This window comes from Bradyrhizobium sp. USDA 4353 (assembly GCF_054063215.1).
The window spans coordinates 6,175,357-6,193,924 of record NZ_JBSSGB010000001.1; the positions used below are offsets into that span (position 1 = coordinate 6,175,357).

Annotated in this window: 17 protein-coding genes and 1 pseudogene; 3 read left to right on the top strand and 15 right to left on the bottom strand. The window is 66.7% G+C overall.

Annotated features, from left to right (window positions below; all coding sequences use genetic code 11):
* Nucleotides 1-64: 64 nt before the first annotated feature.
* Both ACVILH_RS28125 and eutC read left to right on the top strand, forming a co-directional pair.
* Nucleotides 65-1,453 carry an ethanolamine ammonia-lyase subunit EutB gene (locus ACVILH_RS28125; RefSeq protein ID WP_456715787.1) on the top strand — a complete coding sequence of 463 codons (1,389 nt, stop codon included), beginning with the start codon at nt 65-67 and terminating at the stop codon, nt 1,451-1,453.
* Complete coding sequence (gene eutC / locus ACVILH_RS28130; RefSeq protein WP_456715788.1) at nt 1,450-2,226, top strand: ethanolamine ammonia-lyase subunit EutC; 777 nt, start codon at nt 1,450-1,452, stop codon at nt 2,224-2,226. Before ACVILH_RS28125 ends, eutC begins: the two co-directional genes overlap by 4 nt.
* A 4-nt stretch (nt 2,227-2,230) precedes the next feature.
* Here the strand turns inward: eutC and ACVILH_RS28135 are convergent, their stop codons facing one another.
* The 8 genes and pseudogenes from ACVILH_RS28135 to ACVILH_RS28170 form a co-directional block, all read right to left on the bottom strand.
* On the bottom strand, nt 2,231-2,950 hold the full coding sequence (locus tag ACVILH_RS28135) for an ABC transporter ATP-binding protein (RefSeq protein ID WP_456715789.1): 720 nt from the start codon (nt 2,948-2,950) through the stop codon (nt 2,231-2,233).
* Nucleotides 2,943-3,698 carry an ABC transporter ATP-binding protein gene (locus tag ACVILH_RS28140; protein ID WP_456715790.1) on the bottom strand — a complete coding sequence of 252 codons (756 nt, stop codon included), beginning with the start codon at nt 3,696-3,698 and terminating at the stop codon, nt 2,943-2,945. Before ACVILH_RS28140 ends, ACVILH_RS28135 begins: the two co-directional genes overlap by 8 nt.
* Entirely contained in the window at nt 3,695-4,696 is a 1,002-nt protein-coding gene (locus tag ACVILH_RS28145; RefSeq protein ID WP_456715791.1) for a branched-chain amino acid ABC transporter permease, read from the bottom strand. The genes ACVILH_RS28140 and ACVILH_RS28145 overlap by 4 nt, the downstream gene beginning before the upstream one ends.
* Nucleotides 4,696-5,568, bottom strand: coding sequence for a branched-chain amino acid ABC transporter permease (locus tag ACVILH_RS28150; protein ID WP_456715792.1), 873 nt, complete (start codon nt 5,566-5,568; stop codon nt 4,696-4,698). Before ACVILH_RS28150 ends, ACVILH_RS28145 begins: the two co-directional genes overlap by 1 nt.
* Before the next feature lie 10 nt (nt 5,569-5,578).
* Nucleotides 5,579-6,845: pseudogene (locus ACVILH_RS28155) on the bottom strand (ABC transporter substrate-binding protein).
* Nucleotides 6,846-6,869: 24 nt separating this feature from the next.
* Nucleotides 6,870-9,245: a xanthine dehydrogenase family protein molybdopterin-binding subunit gene (locus ACVILH_RS28160; protein WP_456715793.1), complete on the bottom strand. Its 2,376-nt coding sequence runs from the start codon at nt 9,243-9,245 to the stop codon at nt 6,870-6,872.
* A complete protein-coding gene (locus ACVILH_RS28165) occupies nt 9,242-9,775 on the bottom strand; it encodes a (2Fe-2S)-binding protein (RefSeq protein ID WP_456715794.1) in 534 nt (177 codons plus the stop codon). The genes ACVILH_RS28160 and ACVILH_RS28165 overlap by 4 nt, the downstream gene beginning before the upstream one ends.
* Nucleotides 9,772-10,632: an FAD binding domain-containing protein gene (locus ACVILH_RS28170; RefSeq protein WP_456715795.1), complete on the bottom strand. Its 861-nt coding sequence runs from the start codon at nt 10,630-10,632 to the stop codon at nt 9,772-9,774. Before ACVILH_RS28170 ends, ACVILH_RS28165 begins: the two co-directional genes overlap by 4 nt.
* 261 nt (nt 10,633-10,893) lie before the next feature.
* On the opposite strand from ACVILH_RS28170, the gene ACVILH_RS28175 reads away from it, so the two are divergent.
* Nucleotides 10,894-11,538: a TetR/AcrR family transcriptional regulator gene (locus ACVILH_RS28175; RefSeq protein ID WP_456717094.1), complete on the top strand. Its 645-nt coding sequence runs from the start codon at nt 10,894-10,896 to the stop codon at nt 11,536-11,538.
* Between the two features lie 788 nt (nt 11,539-12,326).
* On the opposite strand, the gene ccoG is transcribed toward ACVILH_RS28175, so the two are convergent.
* The 7 genes from ccoG to dhaL form a co-directional block, all read right to left on the bottom strand.
* Entirely contained in the window at nt 12,327-13,772 is a 1,446-nt protein-coding gene (ccoG, locus tag ACVILH_RS28180; RefSeq protein WP_456715796.1) for a cytochrome c oxidase accessory protein CcoG, read from the bottom strand.
* A 436-nt stretch (nt 13,773-14,208) separates the two neighbouring features.
* On the bottom strand, nt 14,209-15,198 hold the full coding sequence (gene dhaK, locus ACVILH_RS28185; RefSeq protein ID WP_456715797.1) for a dihydroxyacetone kinase subunit DhaK: 990 nt from the start codon (nt 15,196-15,198) through the stop codon (nt 14,209-14,211).
* A complete protein-coding gene (locus ACVILH_RS28190) occupies nt 15,195-15,647 on the bottom strand; it encodes a hypothetical protein (protein WP_456715798.1) in 453 nt (150 codons plus the stop codon). Before ACVILH_RS28190 ends, dhaK begins: the two co-directional genes overlap by 4 nt.
* Complete coding sequence (ptsP, locus tag ACVILH_RS28195) at nt 15,644-17,245, bottom strand: phosphoenolpyruvate--protein phosphotransferase (protein ID WP_456715799.1); 1,602 nt, start codon at nt 17,243-17,245, stop codon at nt 15,644-15,646. Before ptsP ends, ACVILH_RS28190 begins: the two co-directional genes overlap by 4 nt.
* Nucleotides 17,246-17,548 carry an HPr family phosphocarrier protein gene (locus tag ACVILH_RS28200; RefSeq protein WP_456717095.1) on the bottom strand — a complete coding sequence of 101 codons (303 nt, stop codon included), beginning with the start codon at nt 17,546-17,548 and terminating at the stop codon, nt 17,246-17,248.
* Between the two features lie 12 nt (nt 17,549-17,560).
* On the bottom strand, nt 17,561-17,959 hold the full coding sequence (dhaM, locus tag ACVILH_RS28205; protein WP_456715800.1) for a dihydroxyacetone kinase phosphoryl donor subunit DhaM: 399 nt from the start codon (nt 17,957-17,959) through the stop codon (nt 17,561-17,563).
* 2 nt (nt 17,960-17,961) lie between these two features.
* Nucleotides 17,962-18,567, bottom strand: a complete 606-nt coding sequence (dhaL, locus tag ACVILH_RS28210; RefSeq protein ID WP_456715801.1) for a dihydroxyacetone kinase subunit DhaL — start codon at nt 18,565-18,567, stop codon at nt 17,962-17,964.
* Nucleotide 18,568: the final 1 nt, after the last annotated feature.

Sequence of the window (18,568 nt, forward strand, 5' to 3'; positions counted from 1 at the left end):
CCTTATTCACGCCGATGCTCCGTCCCCTCGATCCGGCCTCCGCCCATCATTGAGGAGAATGCCAATGGGTTTCTCACACACGCTGGCCGGCACGACCTATCGCTTCGACGATTTGAGAACGCTGCTCGCCAAGGCGACGCCGCTCCGCTCCGGCGACGTGCTCGCGGGGCTCGCCGCGCAGGATGCGGCCGAGCGAGTCGCGGCGCGGATGGCCCTCGCCGACCTGCCGCTGCGGCACTTCCTCAACGAGGCGGTCATTCCTTATGAGAGCGACGAGGTCACGCGGTTGATCGTCGACCAGCATGACAACGCCGCCTTCGCGCCTATCGCGAGTCTGACGGTCGGTGCGTTCCGCGAATGGCTCTTGTCGGATGCGACCGATGCGACGATGCTCGCCGCGGTCTCACCCGGGCTCACGCCGGAGATGGTCGCTGCCGTCTGCAAGATCATGCGGCTGCAAGACCTCGTGACGGTCTCAGCCAAATGCGAGGTCGTGACGCGCTTCCGCTGCACCATCGGCCTGCCCGGGCGGATGTCGACGCGGCTGCAGCCCAATCATCCGCTCGACGATCCCAAGGGCGTCGCGGCCTCGATTCTGGACGGGCTGATGTATGGCGTCGGCGATGCCACGATCGGCATCAATCCCGCGAGCGACGACGTCGACACTATGGTGCGGCTGCTCGACATGATCGAAGCTCTCCGCCTTGCCTCGAACGCGCCGATCCAGTCCTGCGTGCTTGCGCACGTCACGACCGCGCTCAAGGCAATCGAGCGCCGCGCGCCGGTCGACCTCGTGTTCCAGTCGCTCGCGGGCACCGAGGAGGCCAATCGCGGCTTCGGCATTACGCTTTCGCTACTCGACGAAGCCTACGCCGCCGCGCAAAGCCTTCAGCGCTGCCCTGAAGGCGGCAATGTAATGTATTTTGAGACGGGGCAAGGCAGCGAGCTGTCATCATCGGGCCATTGCGGCGTCGACCAGCAGACCCTTGAAGCCCGCTGCTACGCAGTGGCGCGGCGCTACCGGCCGCTGCTGGTCAACACCGTCGTCGGCTTCATCGGTCCAGAGTATCTCTACGACGGCAAGCAGATCATGCGCGCGGGGCTGGAGGATCATTTCTGCGGCAAGCTGCTGGGACTGCCGATGGGCTGCGACGCCTGCTACACCAACCACGCCGAGGCCGACCAGGACGACATGGACGCGCTGCTGACGCTGCTGGGCGTCGCCGGCTGCACCTATATCATGGGCGTGCCCGGCGCCGACGACATCATGCTGAACTATCAGAGCACCTCGTTCCATGACGCGCTGTATGTGCGGAAGGTGCTGGGCAAGCGGGCGGCGCCGGAGTTCGAGGCGTGGCTGGCGGCGACCGGCATCAGCGATCCCCAGGGCGAGCTGCGCTTCGAGCCGGCGCGGCTGATGCCTTCGCTGCCGCTGCTGGAGGCCGAGCGATGAGCGGCGCGGACGACACGAGGCTCGCAACCTCGTCAGCCGATGATTGGACCTGGCTGTCGCGCTACACCGAGGCGCGCATCGCGCTCGGCCGCTGCGGCCCGGGGCTGCCGACGTCGGCGCATCTCGCGTTCCAGGCTGCGCATGCCGAGGCGCGCGATGCGGTGCTCAAGCCGTTCAATGCCGAGCAGTTTGCGGCTGATGTCAGCGCGCGCGGTTGGCCGGCACTCGCCGTGCATAGCCGCGCCCCCGATCGCGCCATTTATCTGCAGCGCCCCGACGAAGGCCGCCTGCTCTCGCCGGAGTCCGAGGCGCTGCTGTCGGAGCCGCGCGCGCCGGCCGACATCACGTTGGTCGTGGCCGACGGCCTGAGCAGCCGCGCGGTGCAGGTCAACGCCCTGCCCGTGCTCGATGCACTGATGCCGCTGCTCGCAGCGACCGGCCGGCGGCTGTCGCCGGTGATCGTGGGGTCGCAAGGCCGCGTCGCGCTCGCGGATCACGTCGGCGAGCTGTTCGGCGCATCCGCCTCGATCATCCTGATCGGCGAGCGCCCGGGCCTCAGCGCCGCGGATTCCCTCGGGCTCTATCTCACCTGGATGCCGCGCCGCGGCCGCGTCGATTCCGAGCGCAACTGCATCTCCAACGTCCGTAACGGCGGACTTGCTCCGGCCGACGCGGCCAAGCAGGCCGCGGAGCTGCTGGAGCGTATGTTCCGGCATCAGGCCGCCGGCGTTAGCCTCGCCCGGCTGCCGCAACTGCCCGCGCCGGAGGAGTGATAGCTCACACCGCGCAATAGCGGTCCTGGATGTCCTTGTCGGCGAGCAGCGCGGCCGCACTGCTCTCATGCACGACCTCGCCCTGGTCGATGATGACGGCGCGATCAGCGAGCCGTAGCGCCCATTCGACGTTCTGCTCGACCAGCAGCAAGGTCTTGCCCTGGTCGCGCAGCCGCCTGAACAGCACGCCCATCTCCTCGACCAGCACCGGCATGATGCCTTCCGAGGGCTCGTCGAGCAGCACCATGCGCGGCCGCGCGATCAGGGCGCGCGCGATCGCCAGCATCTGCTGCTCGCCGCCGGACAGCGTCACGCCCTCCTGGTCGAGCCGCTCGCGCAGGCGCGGAAAGGTCTCGGCGATCTCCGCGATCGCCGCGCGCTCGTCGATGTCGGCCTTGGCCGCGACGAGCCCGAGCCGCAAATTCTCGCGCACCGACAAGCCCGGCACGATGCGCCGCTCCTCCGGCACATAGGCGAGCCCGAGATGAAAGCGGCGATGCGCCGGCAACGGCAGCAGATCGTGACCGGCGAAGCGTACGCGGCCCTCGGCCTTCGGCATCAGCCCCATCACCGCGCGCAAGGTCGTGGTCTTGCCGGCGCCGTTGCGCCCGACCAGGGCGACCACCTCGCCCTCGTTCACGCGCAGCGAGATGCCGTGCAGGACGTGGCTCGTGCCGTACCAGGCCTGGACACGATCGAGCTTGAGCAATGCGGTCTCAGCCATAGCCTTCACTCTGTCCCAGATAGACCCGGCGCACATCCGGATTGCTGCGGATGTCCTCTGGCTTGCCGTCGGCGAGCAGCCGGCCGTGATGCAGCACGATCACGCGCTGGCTCAGGCCGAGCACCATCTTCATCTTGTGTTCGACCAGCAGAACCGTGCGCTTCTCGGCCAGCCGCTCGAGCAGCGCCACCATCTCCTTGGTTTCTTCCGGCCCCATGCCGGCGGTCGGCTCGTCGAGCAGCAACAGCTCCGGCTCGGACACCAGCGCGATCGCGATCTCCAGCGCGCGCTGCTGGCCATGCGCGAGGTACTTCGCCTGCTCGGCGCGCTTGCCGATCAGGCCCACGGCCGTCAGCGCCGCATCGGCGCGCTCGCCGAGCTCGACGAGATCGGCCCGCCTGCGCCAGATGTCATAGCTCACGCGCATCGCCTGCGCGGCGACCCGGACGTTCTCGTGCACCGACAGGTCCGGAAAGATGTTGGTGATCTGGTACGAGCGCGAGATGCCCTGGTGCACGAAGCGGTGCTGCGGCAATCCGTTCAGCTCGCGCCCCTTGAACCTCAACGTACCCATGCTCGGCGACAGCGTGCCGGAGAGGATGTTGAAGAACGTGCTCTTGCCCGCGCCGTTCGGCCCGATGATCGAGGTCAGCTCGCCCTTGGCGAACGACACCGAGATGTCCTCCAGCGCCGTGAAGCCGCCGAAGCGGCGGCCGATGCCCTCGGCCTGCAGCAACGCGGTGCTCATCGGCGCTCCCTCGCGAACGGCAGGACATCGAGCAGCGTGCCCCAGATGCCCTTCGGCAGGAACAGCACGAACACGACGAAGATGGCGCCGACCACGATCTGCCAATGCGGCGTCCACAGCGACACGACATCCTCCAGGATCAGGAAGGTCGCCGCACCGATGAACGGCCCGAAGAAGCTGCGGGCGCCGCCGAGCAGCACCATCATCACGATCATACCGGAGGTCTGGTAGTGCAGGATATCCAGCGGGACGATCGACAGATGCAGCGCCGACATGCAGCCGCCGATCGCCGAGATCGCACCCGACAGCATGAACACGATCAGCTTGCAGCGCTCGACATCGTAGCCGCAGGCCCGCGCCCGCTGCTCGTTCTCGCGGATCGCCTCGATGACGGCGCCGAACGGCGAGTTGAGGATCCGCGACTGCACCCAGAGCGCCAGCGCCGCGAACGCCATCAGGACGTAGTATTTGTTGACCGGATCGAGGAAGTTGATCTGCCAGCCGAGCAGGTTGATGCGGTCGACGGTGAAGCCGCGCAGCCCGTTCTCGCCGCCGGTGAAGGACGAGGCCTGCAACGCGACGTAATAGACGAGCTGCGCCAACGCGAGCGTGACCATCGAGAAGTAGATGCCGCGGGTGCGCGTGGAGATCGTTCCGATCAGCGCAGCGAGCGCGGTGCTCGCCATGATCGCGAGCGGCACGGCGGCGAACCAGGGCAATCCCCAGCGGCCGATGGCAATGCCGGTCAGATACGCGCCGGTGCCGAAGAAGGCGGCGTGGCCGAACGACAGCAGCCCGGTGTAGCCGAACAGGAGATTGTAGCCCATCACCACGACGCCGTAGATCAGGACGTTGACGGCGAGCGCCTTCGACGGCAGCAGCCAGGGCAGCAAAGCAAGCGCTGCGAGCGAGACCAGCACGCGGTGATCGGACAGGATCGCGAACAGGCGCCGGCTGTGGGACGGCGAAGCGGCCTCGCCGGTCGACTCCACCGTCATCACGCCCTCCCCTTCAGGCCGAACAGGCCCTGCGGCCGGACCAGCAGCACGGCGGCCATCAGCGCGAACATCACGATGGTCGCCATCTCAGGCGCGAATAGCGCCACCATGCTGATGCAGATGCCGACCATCAGCCCGGCGACGACGGCGCCGACGATCGAGCCGAGGCCGCCGATCACCGTCACGACGAAGGCCTCCGCCAGCACCAGCGTTCCCATCTCCGGATTGACGCTGCGCATCGGCCCCGCCAGCACGCCGCCGAGTGCGGCAAGGCCGACGCCGAGGCCGAAGATCGCCAGCCACACCTTGCCGATGTCGACGCCGAGCACGCGCATGATCTGGGGATCGCGCGCACCGGCACGGACGATCAGGCCGACACGGGTCTTCTCCAGCATCAGCCACAGCACCAGCAGCACCACCGCCACCAGCGCTATCACGAACAGACGATATTTCGGGAAGAAGCCGACGCCGAGATCGACGACTCCGATCAGCTGCGACGGCGTCGGAAACGGAAGGCCGTCGCTGCCGAACACGATGCGCACGCCCTCGACCAGGATGTAGCTGAGACCGAAGGTGAGCAGCAGGGGATCATCGATCGACCGGCCATACAGGCGACGGACGAGGACGAACTCGATCAGCATGCCGAACGCGCCGACCAGCACGGGAGCGAGCAACAGCCCCCACCAGAAGCTGCCGGTCAGCGATGCCAGATACAGCCCGGCATAGGCGCCGATCATGAACAGCGCGCCATGCGCGAAATTGACCACGCCGAGCATGCCGAACACGATGGTGAGGCCGAGCGCCGTGATCACCAGCACCGCCCCCAGGGCGATGCCGGAAAACAGCTGCATGATGATCAGCGAGAGGTCCATGCTGGCAGGATCAGGTCGCGTGACCGAGCTCGCTGCAGCTCCGCAGCATCTCGTCGGCGCCGGGGTCATTGGCCACGATCGCGAACAGATCGTTCTCGCCAGCCATCGCCGACTTCTTCTTCGATTCCAGCACCAGCACCGACTGCACCGACTGATGGTCGCATTTGCGGTAGTGCTGCGGGCCCTTGGTCAGGTCGTATTGCAGGCCTTCCAGCGCCGCGACGACCTTGTCGGTCTCGGTGCCGCCGGCCGCCTGCATCGCCTGCAGCAGCGAGCCGACGCCGGAATAGCCGTAGGCGCCGTAGTCGGTCGGGATCGCACCGCCATTGGCCGCGCGGAACGCCCTGTTGAACTCAGCCGCGGTCTTGTTCTGGCTTTCGAGACCCCAACTAATAGTTGGCGCCGCCGACGACGCCCTCGAACACGTCGGGACCGACCGCGAGACGCTGATTGTGCAGGAGCACGGGCACCACGATCTTCATCTGCTGCTTGATGCCGAAATCGACCGCCTGCTTGATCGCGTTGGCCTGGTCGCGGCCGAAATTGCTGATGCACAGCACGTCCGGACGCATCGACATCAGGCGCGGCATGAACGTCGAATAATCGGCGGCGCCGAACGGATGCAGGATCTCGCCGACGCTCTCGGCGCCGATCGAGGCCTGGGCGCGCTTGAAGCCGCGCAGCATCTCATGGCCATAGGCATAGTCGGCGACGAGATGGGCAACCTTCATGCCCTTCTTGATCGTGTGCCGCGCCACGGCCGCCGTGGTCATGTGCGGATTCAGCGCCTCGTGGAAGGTGTATTTGCTGAAATCCTTGGCCTCGTTGATGGTGTCGGACTGGCTGATCGAGACGTAGATCACGCCGCGCGCGCGGGTCACCTCATTGACGGCGAGCTGAACGGCGCTGGACAGCGCGCCGACGACGGCATGCACCTTGTCCTTCTCGATCAGCTCCAGCGTCCGCGTCGCCGCCTCGCCGGCATTGAGCTTGTCGTCGCGCACCAGCAGCTCGACCTTGCGGCCGGCGATGCCGCCCTTGTCATTGACCAGCTTGACCGCGAGCTCGGCGCACTTGACCTGGTCGCGCGCCTCGGCCGCGAACGGACCGGTCAGCGGCGTCGGGAAGCCGATGCGGATGGTGTCGTCGGCGGCACGGCCAAGCCGCGGCATCGCCAGCGCGGCGATGCCCGCCGATAGGCCCATGACAGCGGTGCGGCGGGAAAGTCCTGCTGGTCGCGACTTGGTCTCGTAGGACTTGGTCTCGTAGACTGGCATGATGTCCTCCCTCATCTCGTTTTGTTAGTATCGATCGAGCGCCTTGAGCATGCGCGCGGGCGTGATCGGAATGGCATTGATGGACGCGCCGAACGGCGTCAGCGCGTCATTGACGGCATTGAGCACGCAGGCCGACGCCGCCGCCGTGCCGGCCTCGCCGCAGCCCTTCGCGCCCAGGATGGTGTCCGCCGTCGGCGTCTCCACGTGGTCGATGAGGATATCAGGCATCTCCATCGCCATCGGCACGAGATAATCCGCGAGCGAGCCGTTGAGCAGCTGGCCTGTGTCACCGTAGCGGCATTCCTCGAACAGCGCAGCTCCCAGCCCCTGCACGACGCCGCCGCGCAGCTGCTCGTCTACCAGCATCGGGTTGATGATGCGGCCGCAATCCTCGACGACATAGTGCTTCAGCAGCTTGACGAAGCCGGTGTCGACATCGACCTCGAGATAGCAGCCCTGGATGCCATTGGTGAAGGCAAAGGGATAGCCCTGCGGGGCGAAGTGGTGGCTGACGGTCAGTTGCGCCTGCGTGCCCGGCGGCAGCGTATCGGAGCGGAAATAGGCGATGCGCGCGATCTCGGCGACCGCGAGGCGCGGCTGCTGCGTCGCCTGGCTCACGACCTGCCCGTCGACGATGTCGAGCGCCACCGGCTGCTCCTGCAGGATCAGCCCGGCGATCTCCAGAATGTTCGCCTTGAGCTGCCGCGCGGCCTGCAGCGCGGTCTCGCCGCCGATGCCGGCGCCGCGGCAGGCCCAGGTCGCGCCGCCATGCGGCGTCACCTCGGTGTCGCCGGTCAGGATCTTGACGTGCTCCTGGGCGAGGCCGAGCTGATCGGCGACGATCTGGCTGATGATCGCCTCGGTGCCCTGCCCCTGCTCGGTCACGGAGATCGCGCAACGCACCTCGCCGGACGGCGTCAGGCTGAGCGTCGCGCCGTCCTGCGAGGAGATGCGCGCGCCGCCGACACCATAGAACGCCGGGCTCGGATTGGTGATCTCGACGAAGGTCGCGATGCCGATGCCGCGATGAATGCCACGTTGGCGCAGCTCCGCCTGCTCCGCGCGCAAACGATCATAGTCCATGATCTCGCGCAGCCGCGTGAGACAGGCTTGGTGCGACAGCGCCTCGAACCTGTAGCCGGTCGGCGATGCCGTCGGGTAGGCATCATCGGCGATCACGTTTGTCGCGCGCATCGCCAGCGGATCGAGGCCGACGCGTTCAGCCGCCACATCCACCATCCGCTCGGTGACCGCGCAGGCGATGGGATGGCCGACGGCGCGATACTGGCTGGTCTGCACCTTGTTCTGGAACACGACCTCCAGCGCCGCACGATAGGACTTGAAGTCGTAGGGCGCGCCGATCAGGCGGATGACCTGGTTGCCCTCGACCACGCTGGTGCGCGGATAGGTCGAGAACGCGCCGATCGCGGTGGCGTCGTGGACGTCCATGGCGAGGATCTTGCCCGCGGCGTCCACCGCCATGCGCGCCCGCACCTGGTGATCACGCGCGTGGATATCCGAAGCAAAGGACTCGATGCGATCGGCGACATATTTCACCGGGCGGCCGAGCAGCATCGACAGCCCGACCACCGCCATGTCCTCGTGATAGACATGCAGCTTCATGCCGAAGGAGCCGCCGATATCAGGCGCGATCACGCGCACGCGCGCTTCCGGGATGCCGTAATGGCGGGAGTAGAGATCCTGGAACTGATACGGCGTCTGCGTGGCGTGGTGCACCGTGAGCATGCCGCTGTCGGACTCGTAGTCCGCAATGATCGCACGCGGCTCCAGCGTGACCGGCGTATGCCGGCCGAAGCTGAACGTCTCCTCGATCACATGCGCGGCCGACGCAAAGGCGTCATCGACACCGCCGCTATCGAGCTGGGCGCGGAAGCAGATGTTGGAGCTCGCGGCAGGATTGACCCGCTCGGCACCCGGCTGACGCGCGGCATCGAGATCGACCACCACGGGCAGCTCCTTATAGTCGACCGAGATCAGCTCCAGCGCATCCTCGGCCAGCGCCCTGCTCTCGGCGACGACGGCGACGACCGCCTGGCCGGCCCAGACCACGCGCTCCAGCGGCAGCGGCCATTGCGGCTCGGACGTCATGCCCTTGAAATGATCGAGCGTTCCGGTCCAGGGCGTACAGATCTTGGCGAGGTCGGGACCGGTCGCGACCAGATGCACGCCGGCGAGCGCGCGCGCCGCCTCGGCGTCGATGCTGATGATCCGCGCATGCGCATGAGGACTACGCAGGAACGCCGCGTGCAGCATGCGCGGCAGGCGGATGTCGGTGACATAGCGCCCGCGCCCGGCGAGCAGCCGCTTGGCGTTCGGCCGTGGCACCGCGCGGCCGATATAGGAATTCGGACGATCCAGCGAGGTCAGCGGCGCACTCATGACGACGAGCCCTCCGGCTGCGACGCCTTGGTCGCGCGCGCCTCGGCCACCGCTTCGATGGCGTCGACGATCGCCTCGTAGCCGGTGCAACGGCAGAAATTGCCCGAGAGCGCATCGCGGATGATCTCTCGATCCGGCGTCGCGTGGTGGGTGAGCAGCTCATGCGCCGTGATCAACATGCCCGGCGTGCAGAAGCCGCATTGCAACGCGTTGCGCCGGTGAAACTCGGCTTGCAGGTCGGCAATCACGCCGCTTTCCGTGAGGCCTTCGATCGTGTCGATCCGTGCGCCTTCCGCCTGCACGGCAAACATCAGGCAGGCATGGACGGCGCGGCCGTCGAGCTGGACCAGGCAGGCCCCACACGCGCCCATCTCGCAGCCGGCATGGGTGCCGGTCAGCTCGAGCTGATTGCGCAGACAGTCGACCAGCGTATCACGCGGCGCGACATCGCACGCCGTCTTGCGGCCGTTGACGACCATGCGGACGCGCACGGTGTCGTCGGCGTCGTCGAGATCCCCAGCCATGCTCATGCTGCCTTCCCGAGGCGGCCGAGCAAGCGGCCGAGCAGCACCCGCGCCAGATGCAGCCGCATCGCGGCGGGCACGTCGTCGCTGTCATCAGGTGTAAGATCACGATCCAGCGCTACCTGGGCCGCGGCGATGCGATCGGCGTCGAGGCGCGCTCCTGCCAGCGCGGCCTCCGCGAATATCGCGCGCGTGGGCACATTGCCGACCGAGAACAACGCGATCCTGATGTCCGCGATCAGATCCTGCTCGATGGTCGCGATCATGCCGCACCCCACCAGCGCGTAATCCCCGCGGCGACGCGCCAGCTCGTCGAACGCAATGCGCTGATTGGCACGGAACAGCGGCACATGAACAGCAACCAGCAGCTCGCCGGGCGCGAGCGCCGTCTCGAACAGATCGATGAAGAACTGATCGGCGCCGACACGCCGCCGGCCGGCAGGACCGGCGATCTCCATCTCGGCGCCGAGCGCCAGGACCACGGCGGGAAATTCGGAGGCCGGATCAGCCAGCGCGACGCTGCCGCCCAGCGTGCCGCGATTGCGGATGGCGGGATGGGCGACATAAGGCGCGGCGGCGCGCAGCAGCGGTGCGAACTGCGCGATCAGCGGCTCGGTCAGCATCTGGCAATGCCGCGTCAGCGCGCCGATGCGCAGCCACTCGCCGTCGCGCCTCACGCCGTTGAGATCGTCGATGTGGTTGATGTCGATCAGCAGGCGCGGCGCTTGCAGACGCAGCGCGAGGGCCGGAACGAGGCTTTGCCCGCCGGCGATGAAGCGCGCCTCGTCGCCGTGGCGCGCAGCTGCGTCCAACGCCTCGTCGATCGTGCGTGCACGAAAATAGCTGAAAGCCCGCGCTTTCATCCGTTTCCTCGCCTCCAGGGCTCATCAGCCCGGACCGCCAGATTTGTGACCATCTGGTCTCAAAACAGTTGCACGAGGTTGCCGCCGCGGTCAACCAGAAACGAACGATTGGTCACAAAACTGCTTTCGGCTATCACAGACGCATTGCGGCGACCCAATCAGATCATGGCCAAGCCCCCAAAGACAGCCAACGCGACCAAGACGGCCAACCGCGCCCGCGCGTCGAAAGCGGACAACTTGCCGCAGCCCCGGCGCCGCAACATGCGCGCTGCCGATCGCGAGCGGCTGATCGTCGATGAAGCGATCCGCTTCTTCGCCGAGCGTGGCTTCGAAGGCCAGACAAGGGAGCTCGCCAAGCGCATGGGCATCGCGCATTCGGTGATCTATCGGCACTTTCCCTCCAAGGAAGCGCTGATCGAGCGCGTCTACCAGGAGGTCTATCTCAGCCGATGGTCGCAGGACTGGGGCCCGCTGATCCGCGACCGCAGCCAGCCGCTGCAGGCGCGCCTGACGAGCTTCTATCTCGACTACGTCGCGCGCGTGTTCGAGTACAATTGGGTGCGGATCTTCGTGTTCTCCGGCATGAAGTCGTTCGGCATCACCGGCCGCTATCTCGATCTCGTCCGCCGCGAGATCATCGAGCCCGCCGCGGTCGAGCTGCGTCACGAATTGAAGCTGCCGGATGCCGCGACCTGCCCGCTCGAAAGCCGCGAGACTGAAATGTTCTGGGGCCTGCACGGCCGCATCTTCTATCTCGCGATCCGGAAGTTCATCTACGAGACGCCGGTGCCGCCCGATCTGGAGCAGACCGTCCGCGACGCGATCCTGCTGTTCATGGACGGCGCCCGCGTGGCGCTTCCCCGCCTCCTCCAAGAGCGCAGCTCGCACATTGCGCCCGGCGTCTAGGGCCGGCGTCTAGGGCCGAAGGCTAGAACGACGGCCCTCTGTCGCGAGCCCCCCGGGAAACCGAGGTCATTCTGGCCCGACGGGCGACTCAGCCGGCGGTTGAGCCTGATCAGCGCTGCGGACAGCCCTGGCGGGCGTCGCGCCAGAAAAATTCTTCGCAAGCAGGATCAACATCCTGGCCGTCGCGACATACGGCGCGCGACATTTTTCGCTTTCGCTTTTGCCGAATTCATGATTGACTATCGCCGTCCCGCCTCGGCAAGAGGGGCGCATCGCGATCGTCACGACACGCGAGGTGGGATGCGGTGGCCGCGATCATGCTGCAGCGTGCTCAGTGCGCGCGGACGAACGGCTGATGGCGGACGTGAAGACGCGTGGTCCTGGCGCCCCGAGGCTGGCGCCAAGCTCTCTGGTGATGATGATCCGGAGAGCGACGGTGGCTAACAAGCCGGACACCGAGGAGAGCGCGACATAAGCGTGAAAACCATCGCGCGGGGAATGCCGGGACGTCTCGGCTGAACCTGTGGTGACTGCCGCCTGCTTTTTTTCTGCAGGCGGGCCATGGGTGCGGCCAGCGCCCGGCATTCCCCGCGCCCTCTTCTTGAATAGGGCGGAACGAGCTGGAACCACTCGGGCGCATCGCGTCGCGGGAGCGCTTCGTGACGTCTTGTTCTGCGATCCACGTTATTGCGCTGTTTGACTCCGTGAACATCCATAGATCGGCCTGACGCTAGTCAGGCTGGGACGCATAAGGCAACGGTTGAGGCCTTGCCCTTCGAGACGCTCGCCTATCGCGTCGGCGGCACGAAATGATCGTGCTTGCTCACCGACGTGCCCGTCGCCGGGTCCGTGATCCTGATCTCGATATCAGTCGGCGCGGCGGGCAGATCGGCGCCCTTGGCCTCGATCGAGACACGGATCTCGCGGGTCTGGTCCTGGCCCACATCGATCACCATGCGCCCATCGGCCTCGCGCGTCTCGCCGGCGACCGTCACCTTGGCGTTCGGCAGGCCTGCCACGTCGAGCACGAAGTCCCGTGCGCCGCGCTTGTTGAGGATGCGCACCGTGTAGTCATTGCGCACGCCGCCGTCGGACAGCTGTACGAACAGCGGATTACGCTCGTGCAGCACGTTGATGCCCATCGTGCCGCGCGTCGCCAGCGTATACAGCATGATGCCGCCGACGATCGCGATGAAGCTCGCATAGATGATCGTACGCGGCCGGATGATCCGGTAGATCTCCGGCTTGCCTTCCTTGCGTCTGGCCACGTTGATGTCAGTGTCGTAGCCAATCAGCCCGGCGGGCCGGCCGATCTGTTTCATCACCGAATCGCAGGCATCAATGCACAGGCTGCATTGGATGCAACCGAGCTGGATGCCGTTGCGGATGTCGACGCCGGTCGGGCAGACATTGACGCATTGGTGGCAGTCGACGCAGTCGCCGGCCGGCGCGCCCTGCAGCCGCGCCGCCTCCGCCTTCTTCACCGACATGCGCGGCTCGCCGCGGTCGCCCTTGTAGGTGACGTTCAGCGCCCACTCGTCGGTCAGCGCCGCCTGGATGCGCGGCCACGGGCACATGTAGATGCAGACCTGCTCGCGGGCATGACCGGCAAACATGTAGGTCGTGGCGGTCAGGATGCCGATCCAGAGATAGGCCGTGAACGGCGCCTGGAAAGTCGCGAGGTCCTTCACCAGGGTCGGTGCATCGTCGAAATAGAGCACCCAGGCGCCGCCGGTCCACCAGCCGATCATGATCCAGAGGACGTGCTTGGTCGCGACCTTTCGGATATGGGTGAAGGTCCAGCCCTTCTTGTCGCTCAGCATGCGCTCGCGCCGGTCGCCCTCGACCCAGCGCTCGACGGCGTAGAACAAATCGGTCCACACCGTCTGCGGACACAGATAGCCGCACCACAGCCGGCCGGCGACCGCGTTCATCAGGAACAGCGTCACAGCAGCGAGGATCAACAGGCCGGTGAAGTAGTAGACCTCCTGCGGCCACAGCTCGATGAAGAAGAAGTAGAAGCGGCGGTGCGGGAAATCGACCAGCACCGCCTGGTTGGGCATCCCTGGCCCGCGGTCCCAGCGCACGAACGGCAGCAGATAGTAGACGCCCAGCGTGATGCAGAGGATCGTCCATTTGATGCGGCGGAAACGGCCGTGCACGGCAGCCGGATAGACCTTGTCGCGCGCCTTGTAGAGCGGACCGACGATATAGGTTTCGTCCGAGTCAGCCATGATGTCCTCGCTTCATCGTCGTCTCGCCCCCACCTTGCCTCCTACTCAGGACGACGTGTTGCCGCTCCGGGAGCCCAGCGTCAAGGATCGCCGCCGGGCTAAGGCCGGTGAGCGAGGCCCGGATCAGGCTCTCGCCGACAGAAGCCTGAACAGGAAGCAGTCCGGGCGTGCAGTTCCGCCGAGCACGATGCTGCGCGGGACAGCGCCCCCCGTGAAGGTGAAAACAGTCTTGTCGACGTTCATGGCATGGCCTGCCCGGATTGCATTTGAGCGTGATCAAGCCGGTCCCGCGGGTCCAGGATACAATCCAGGCCTTGCTCGGGGACTGTGTCGGGTGACAGGGCCGTCGTCGAACGCGGCCAATCCGGCGCTCGTCGTCACGATATCCGCGAAGCCACCGCCGCTGGCGGCGATACTTTTCCGTTGCGTTCCTCCGTCAGCAGCCCCAGCGCAGCGCGGCGGTGTGCACCGGCGCGTCCCACAGCGCCAGCGTCGCATCGTCGAGCGCGGTGATGGTCAGCGAGCATCCGGCCATGTCGAGCGAGGTGACATAGGAGCCAACCAGCCCACGGGCAATTGCGAGACCACGGCCTTCAAGAATGCGCCGGGCGGAGTTGGCCATGAGGTAGAGCTCCATCGCGGGCGTGCCGCCGAAGCCGTTGACCAGCAGCAGGCAGGGCGTCCCGGGCTTGGCTGCGAGATCAGCCAGGATCGCGCCCATCATCTCCTCGGCGATCGCATCGGCGGAGGCGAGCTTGACGCGGCGCCGGCCGGGCTCGCCATGGATGCCGACGCCCATCTCCATCTCGTCCTCGCCGAGCGCGAAGGTCGGCTTTCCGGCCGCGGGCACGGTGCACGACGTCAATGCCACGCCCATCGAGCGCGTTCGCTTGTTCACGTCATCGCCAAGCAACTTGAGCGCATCGAGATCGCGCCCCTGCTCGGCCGCGGCGCCGAGAATCTTCTCGACCACCAGCGTGCCGGCGACGCCGCGGCGGCCGGTGGAATAGGTCGAAGTCTCCACCGCGACATCGTCATCGGTGATGACGGTGGCGACCTTGGTCTCCATCATTTCCGCGGCCATCGCGAAGTTCATGACGTCGCCTTCGTAATTCTTGACGATGAACAGCGAGCCGCCGCCGGTCTCCACCGCCTGCGCGGCCGCCAGCATCTGGTCGGGCGTCGGCGAGGTGAAGACCTGGCCCGGACAGGCGGCGTCCAGCATGCCCTGGCCGACGAAGCCGGCATGCAGCGGCTCATGGCCGGAGCCGCCGCCGGAGATCAACGCGACCTTGCCTTGTTTGAGGCTCCTGCGGCGGACGAACTTGTTGTCCTCGCCAAGGGCGACGATGTCGCCATGCACGGCGGCAAAGCCGTGCAGGCTCTCGGTCAGGACGTCGTCGACGGCGTTGATCAGCTTCTTCATGGCTTGCCTCCCGGTTCGGCATCGTCTTTGTTTTCATTGGCTGAGATCAGCGCCGTGATGCCGCGCGCGACGCCGGTGATGATGCGGTCGGCATGGGCGTTCAAAGCGTCGTCACCGAAATCCGGCAACTCCACGACGAGGCGCCGCATCGGCCGCTGCGTCTCGGCTTCTTCGAGGCGGCCGGGATGCGCGGCACGGTAGGCGGCGAGGAACGCCTGCTGCTCATGCGGCGAGAAATGGCAGATGTGAAAAATGGTTTCGAGATGCTGCAGCGGGATCGGCGTCGGATAGGCGGGACTGATGATCTGCGAGATGAAGCTGCGGTTCTTGCCGATCGCCTCCGCCAGCCGTTGCCGCGTGCCCGACGGGCGGCTGTCGATGACGGCACGCAGGATCGCCTTGTAGTCGGCGAGCGGATTCAGCGATCCCGTTGCATCCTGCTCGCTCATGCGTCCTCCGCAAGAGCCGCCAGATCGATCGTCCGGATTGCGGCCTTCACCTGCGGGAGCAGGCCCGGCGAGACCGACAGCACACGCACGCCTGCTTTCAAGAGAGCCGGGATGGCCCTGACATCGCCGGCGGCGTCACCACAGATCGAGACGTCGACGCCTTTCGAACGGCCGGCGCGCACAACATGGGCAATCATCGCCATCACCCCGGGATGCAGCACGTCGGCATAGTCTGCGACCTCGGCACCGTCCCGCGCGGCCGCTGTCGCATATTGGGTGAGATCGTTGGTACCGATCGAGAAGAAGTCGGCGGCCAAGTCGTGCGCGGCGAGCGCCGCAGCGGGCACTTCGACCATGATGCCGAAAGCCGGCTCAGCGAACGCGATGCTGCTGTCGCCGAGTTCAGCGAGAACCGCACGCAGATGCGCGCGCGCCTCCTCCAGTTCAGCTGCGTTCGTCACCATCGGCAGCATCACCTTCAACGGCCCCACCACGGCGGCGCGCGCCAGCGCTCGCAGCTGGACTCGGAAGATGTCGGGATGACGCAGCGAGAGACGAATGCCACGCAGGCCCAGGAATGGGTTGCTTTCTCCATCGACCGTATATCCGGGGATCGGCTTGTCGCCGCCAGCGTCGAGGGTGCGGATCGTCACCGGACGTCCATCCGCCCATCGCATGAGCTCGGCATAGGCCCGATATTGCGCCTCCTCGTCTTGGAGCAGATTGCCCGTCAAAAACTCCGTCCGCGCCAACCCCACGCCATCGCAGGCCGCAGCAGGCAGCGCCGTCATGTCGGCCGGACCGGAGATGTTGACGAGCACCGAGATCGCCGTGCCATCGCGCGTCAAGGCGGGTTCGAGCTGATGCGCGGTCGCATCGGCCCGCCGCCGCAGGAGAGCCGCGCTCTGCGAGCGCGCATTCTCGACCTGCTCCGCGCTTGGATCGACCTCGACGAGACCAGCACCGCCGTCGACGAGCAGCGAGCCGGAGAGTGTCTCCCACGCTGGACCGAGCCCAACGACCATCGGCACGCCCCGACCGCGCGCGAGCATCGCGACGTGACTGGTCGGGCTGCCCTCGCCAAGCGCGATGCCACCGCCCTTCGACCAATCAATCCCGAGAAAGGCCGATGGTGCGAGATCGCGCGCGACGATGATCGCTCCGTTCGGCATCGCGCCGTTGTCCTCGAGGCCGAACAGATGGCGGAGCACGCGATCCCTGATGTCGGCGAGATCGCTGGCGCGGGCGCGAAAATATTCGTCATCGGCCGCCTCATAGCCCACGATCTCCGCGGCCATCGCCGCGCGCCAGGCATCGTCGGCCGCAGCGCCGGTCTCGATCTCGGCATAGGCGGCTTCGGTCAGCGCATCGTCTTCGAGCAGCGCGAGCTGAAAGCCGATCAGCTCAGCGGCGTCGCCGTCGAGGCGCGTGATGAGATCGGCGACCGCCAGTCGCGCGCCCGCCACCGCCGCCGCCAACGCCGCGTGCTCCTCCGTGATCGAGCCCTTGAGCCGGCTGCCCCCTTCGAGCGCGCGCAGGATCACCGCCGGTCCGACGGCCACTCCTTCCGACGCTGCGCGACCTCGGCGTTCCACCATCTACTCCTCGTCGAACTTCCGATTGACGAGATCGGCCAGCGCGCGCACCGCCTCCTCGGCATCAGCGCCGTTCGCGCGCATGTACAGCGTCTCGCCCTTGGCCGCCTTGACGCGCATGATCTTCACCGGGCTCTTGGCATCGGTCCATGGACCATCGGCCGCAATCGCGATCTCGACTGTCGCAGCAAAGCGCTTGGCGAGCTGGGTGAGCTTGACCGAGGGGCGCGCGTGCAGCCCGACCTCGTTGGTCAACAGCGCATGCGCCCTGACGTCCTGCATGCCGATCTCTCCACCATCCGCCATCGTCATTCCCACTCAACCTGCCATCAGCTCTTCGGCGGTCGCGCGGACCGCATCGAGTGGCGAGCCGCCGGACGCCTCCGTCGCCGCCATCACCGCTCCTTCAACCAGCGGCGCATTGCAGATCACGATGCGCTCGCGCCGCTCTTCCGGCATCATCTCGACAGCCATCTCGCTGTTGGTCTCCGCACCGCCGAGATCGACCAGGATGGCGACGCCCGCGTCCGACCACGCCTTGTCGATCGCGCCCATGATGGCGCCGACATCGGTGCCGAGCCCGCCATCGGCGTTGCCGCCGACGGCGGCGAGCGGCACGCTGTCGCCGACCATCTGCCTGACCATGTCGGCCGCGCCCTCCGCCACCTTGGCGGAATGCGACACGATGACGATGCCGACGTTCTTCTGCTCACCCATGTTCAGGCCTCGTTGAATACACTGCAGATCGCCTGCACCAGCAGGCTGGACGAGCGCGCGCCGGGATCCATGTGCCCGATGGAGCGATCGCCGAGAAAAGAAGCGCGGCCCCGGATCGCCTTCATCGGCACGGTCGCGTCAGCGGCCTCGGCTGCGATCGCAGGCAGCCGCGTCGCAAGATCATCGCCGCCGGATGCGAATGCCGCCTGCACCGGAATCAGCACATCCAGCATCGTCTTCTGCCCGGCCTCGGATTTACCCCGCGCCTTGACGTCCTCGATGGCACGGCCGAGCGCCGCCGCGGCGTCGGCCGCAGTGGGCTCCGCCGGCAGCACCTTGCCGAGACCCATCGCCAGCGTGCCGTAAAGTGGACCGGAGGCGCCGCCGACCTTCATCACCAAGGCCATGCCGACCGCCTTCAGTGCGTCCGGCAACGGCTTGGCCGAGATATTGTCGGCATCAGCAAGCACCGCCTCGAAGCCGCGCTTCATGTTGAGGCCGTGATCACCATCGCCGATCGCGGAATCCAGCGCCGTCAGCTCCTCGGCATGGGCAATGACGGCATCAGCCATCGCCACGATCAGTCTGCGCTTGAATGCTTGGTCCATC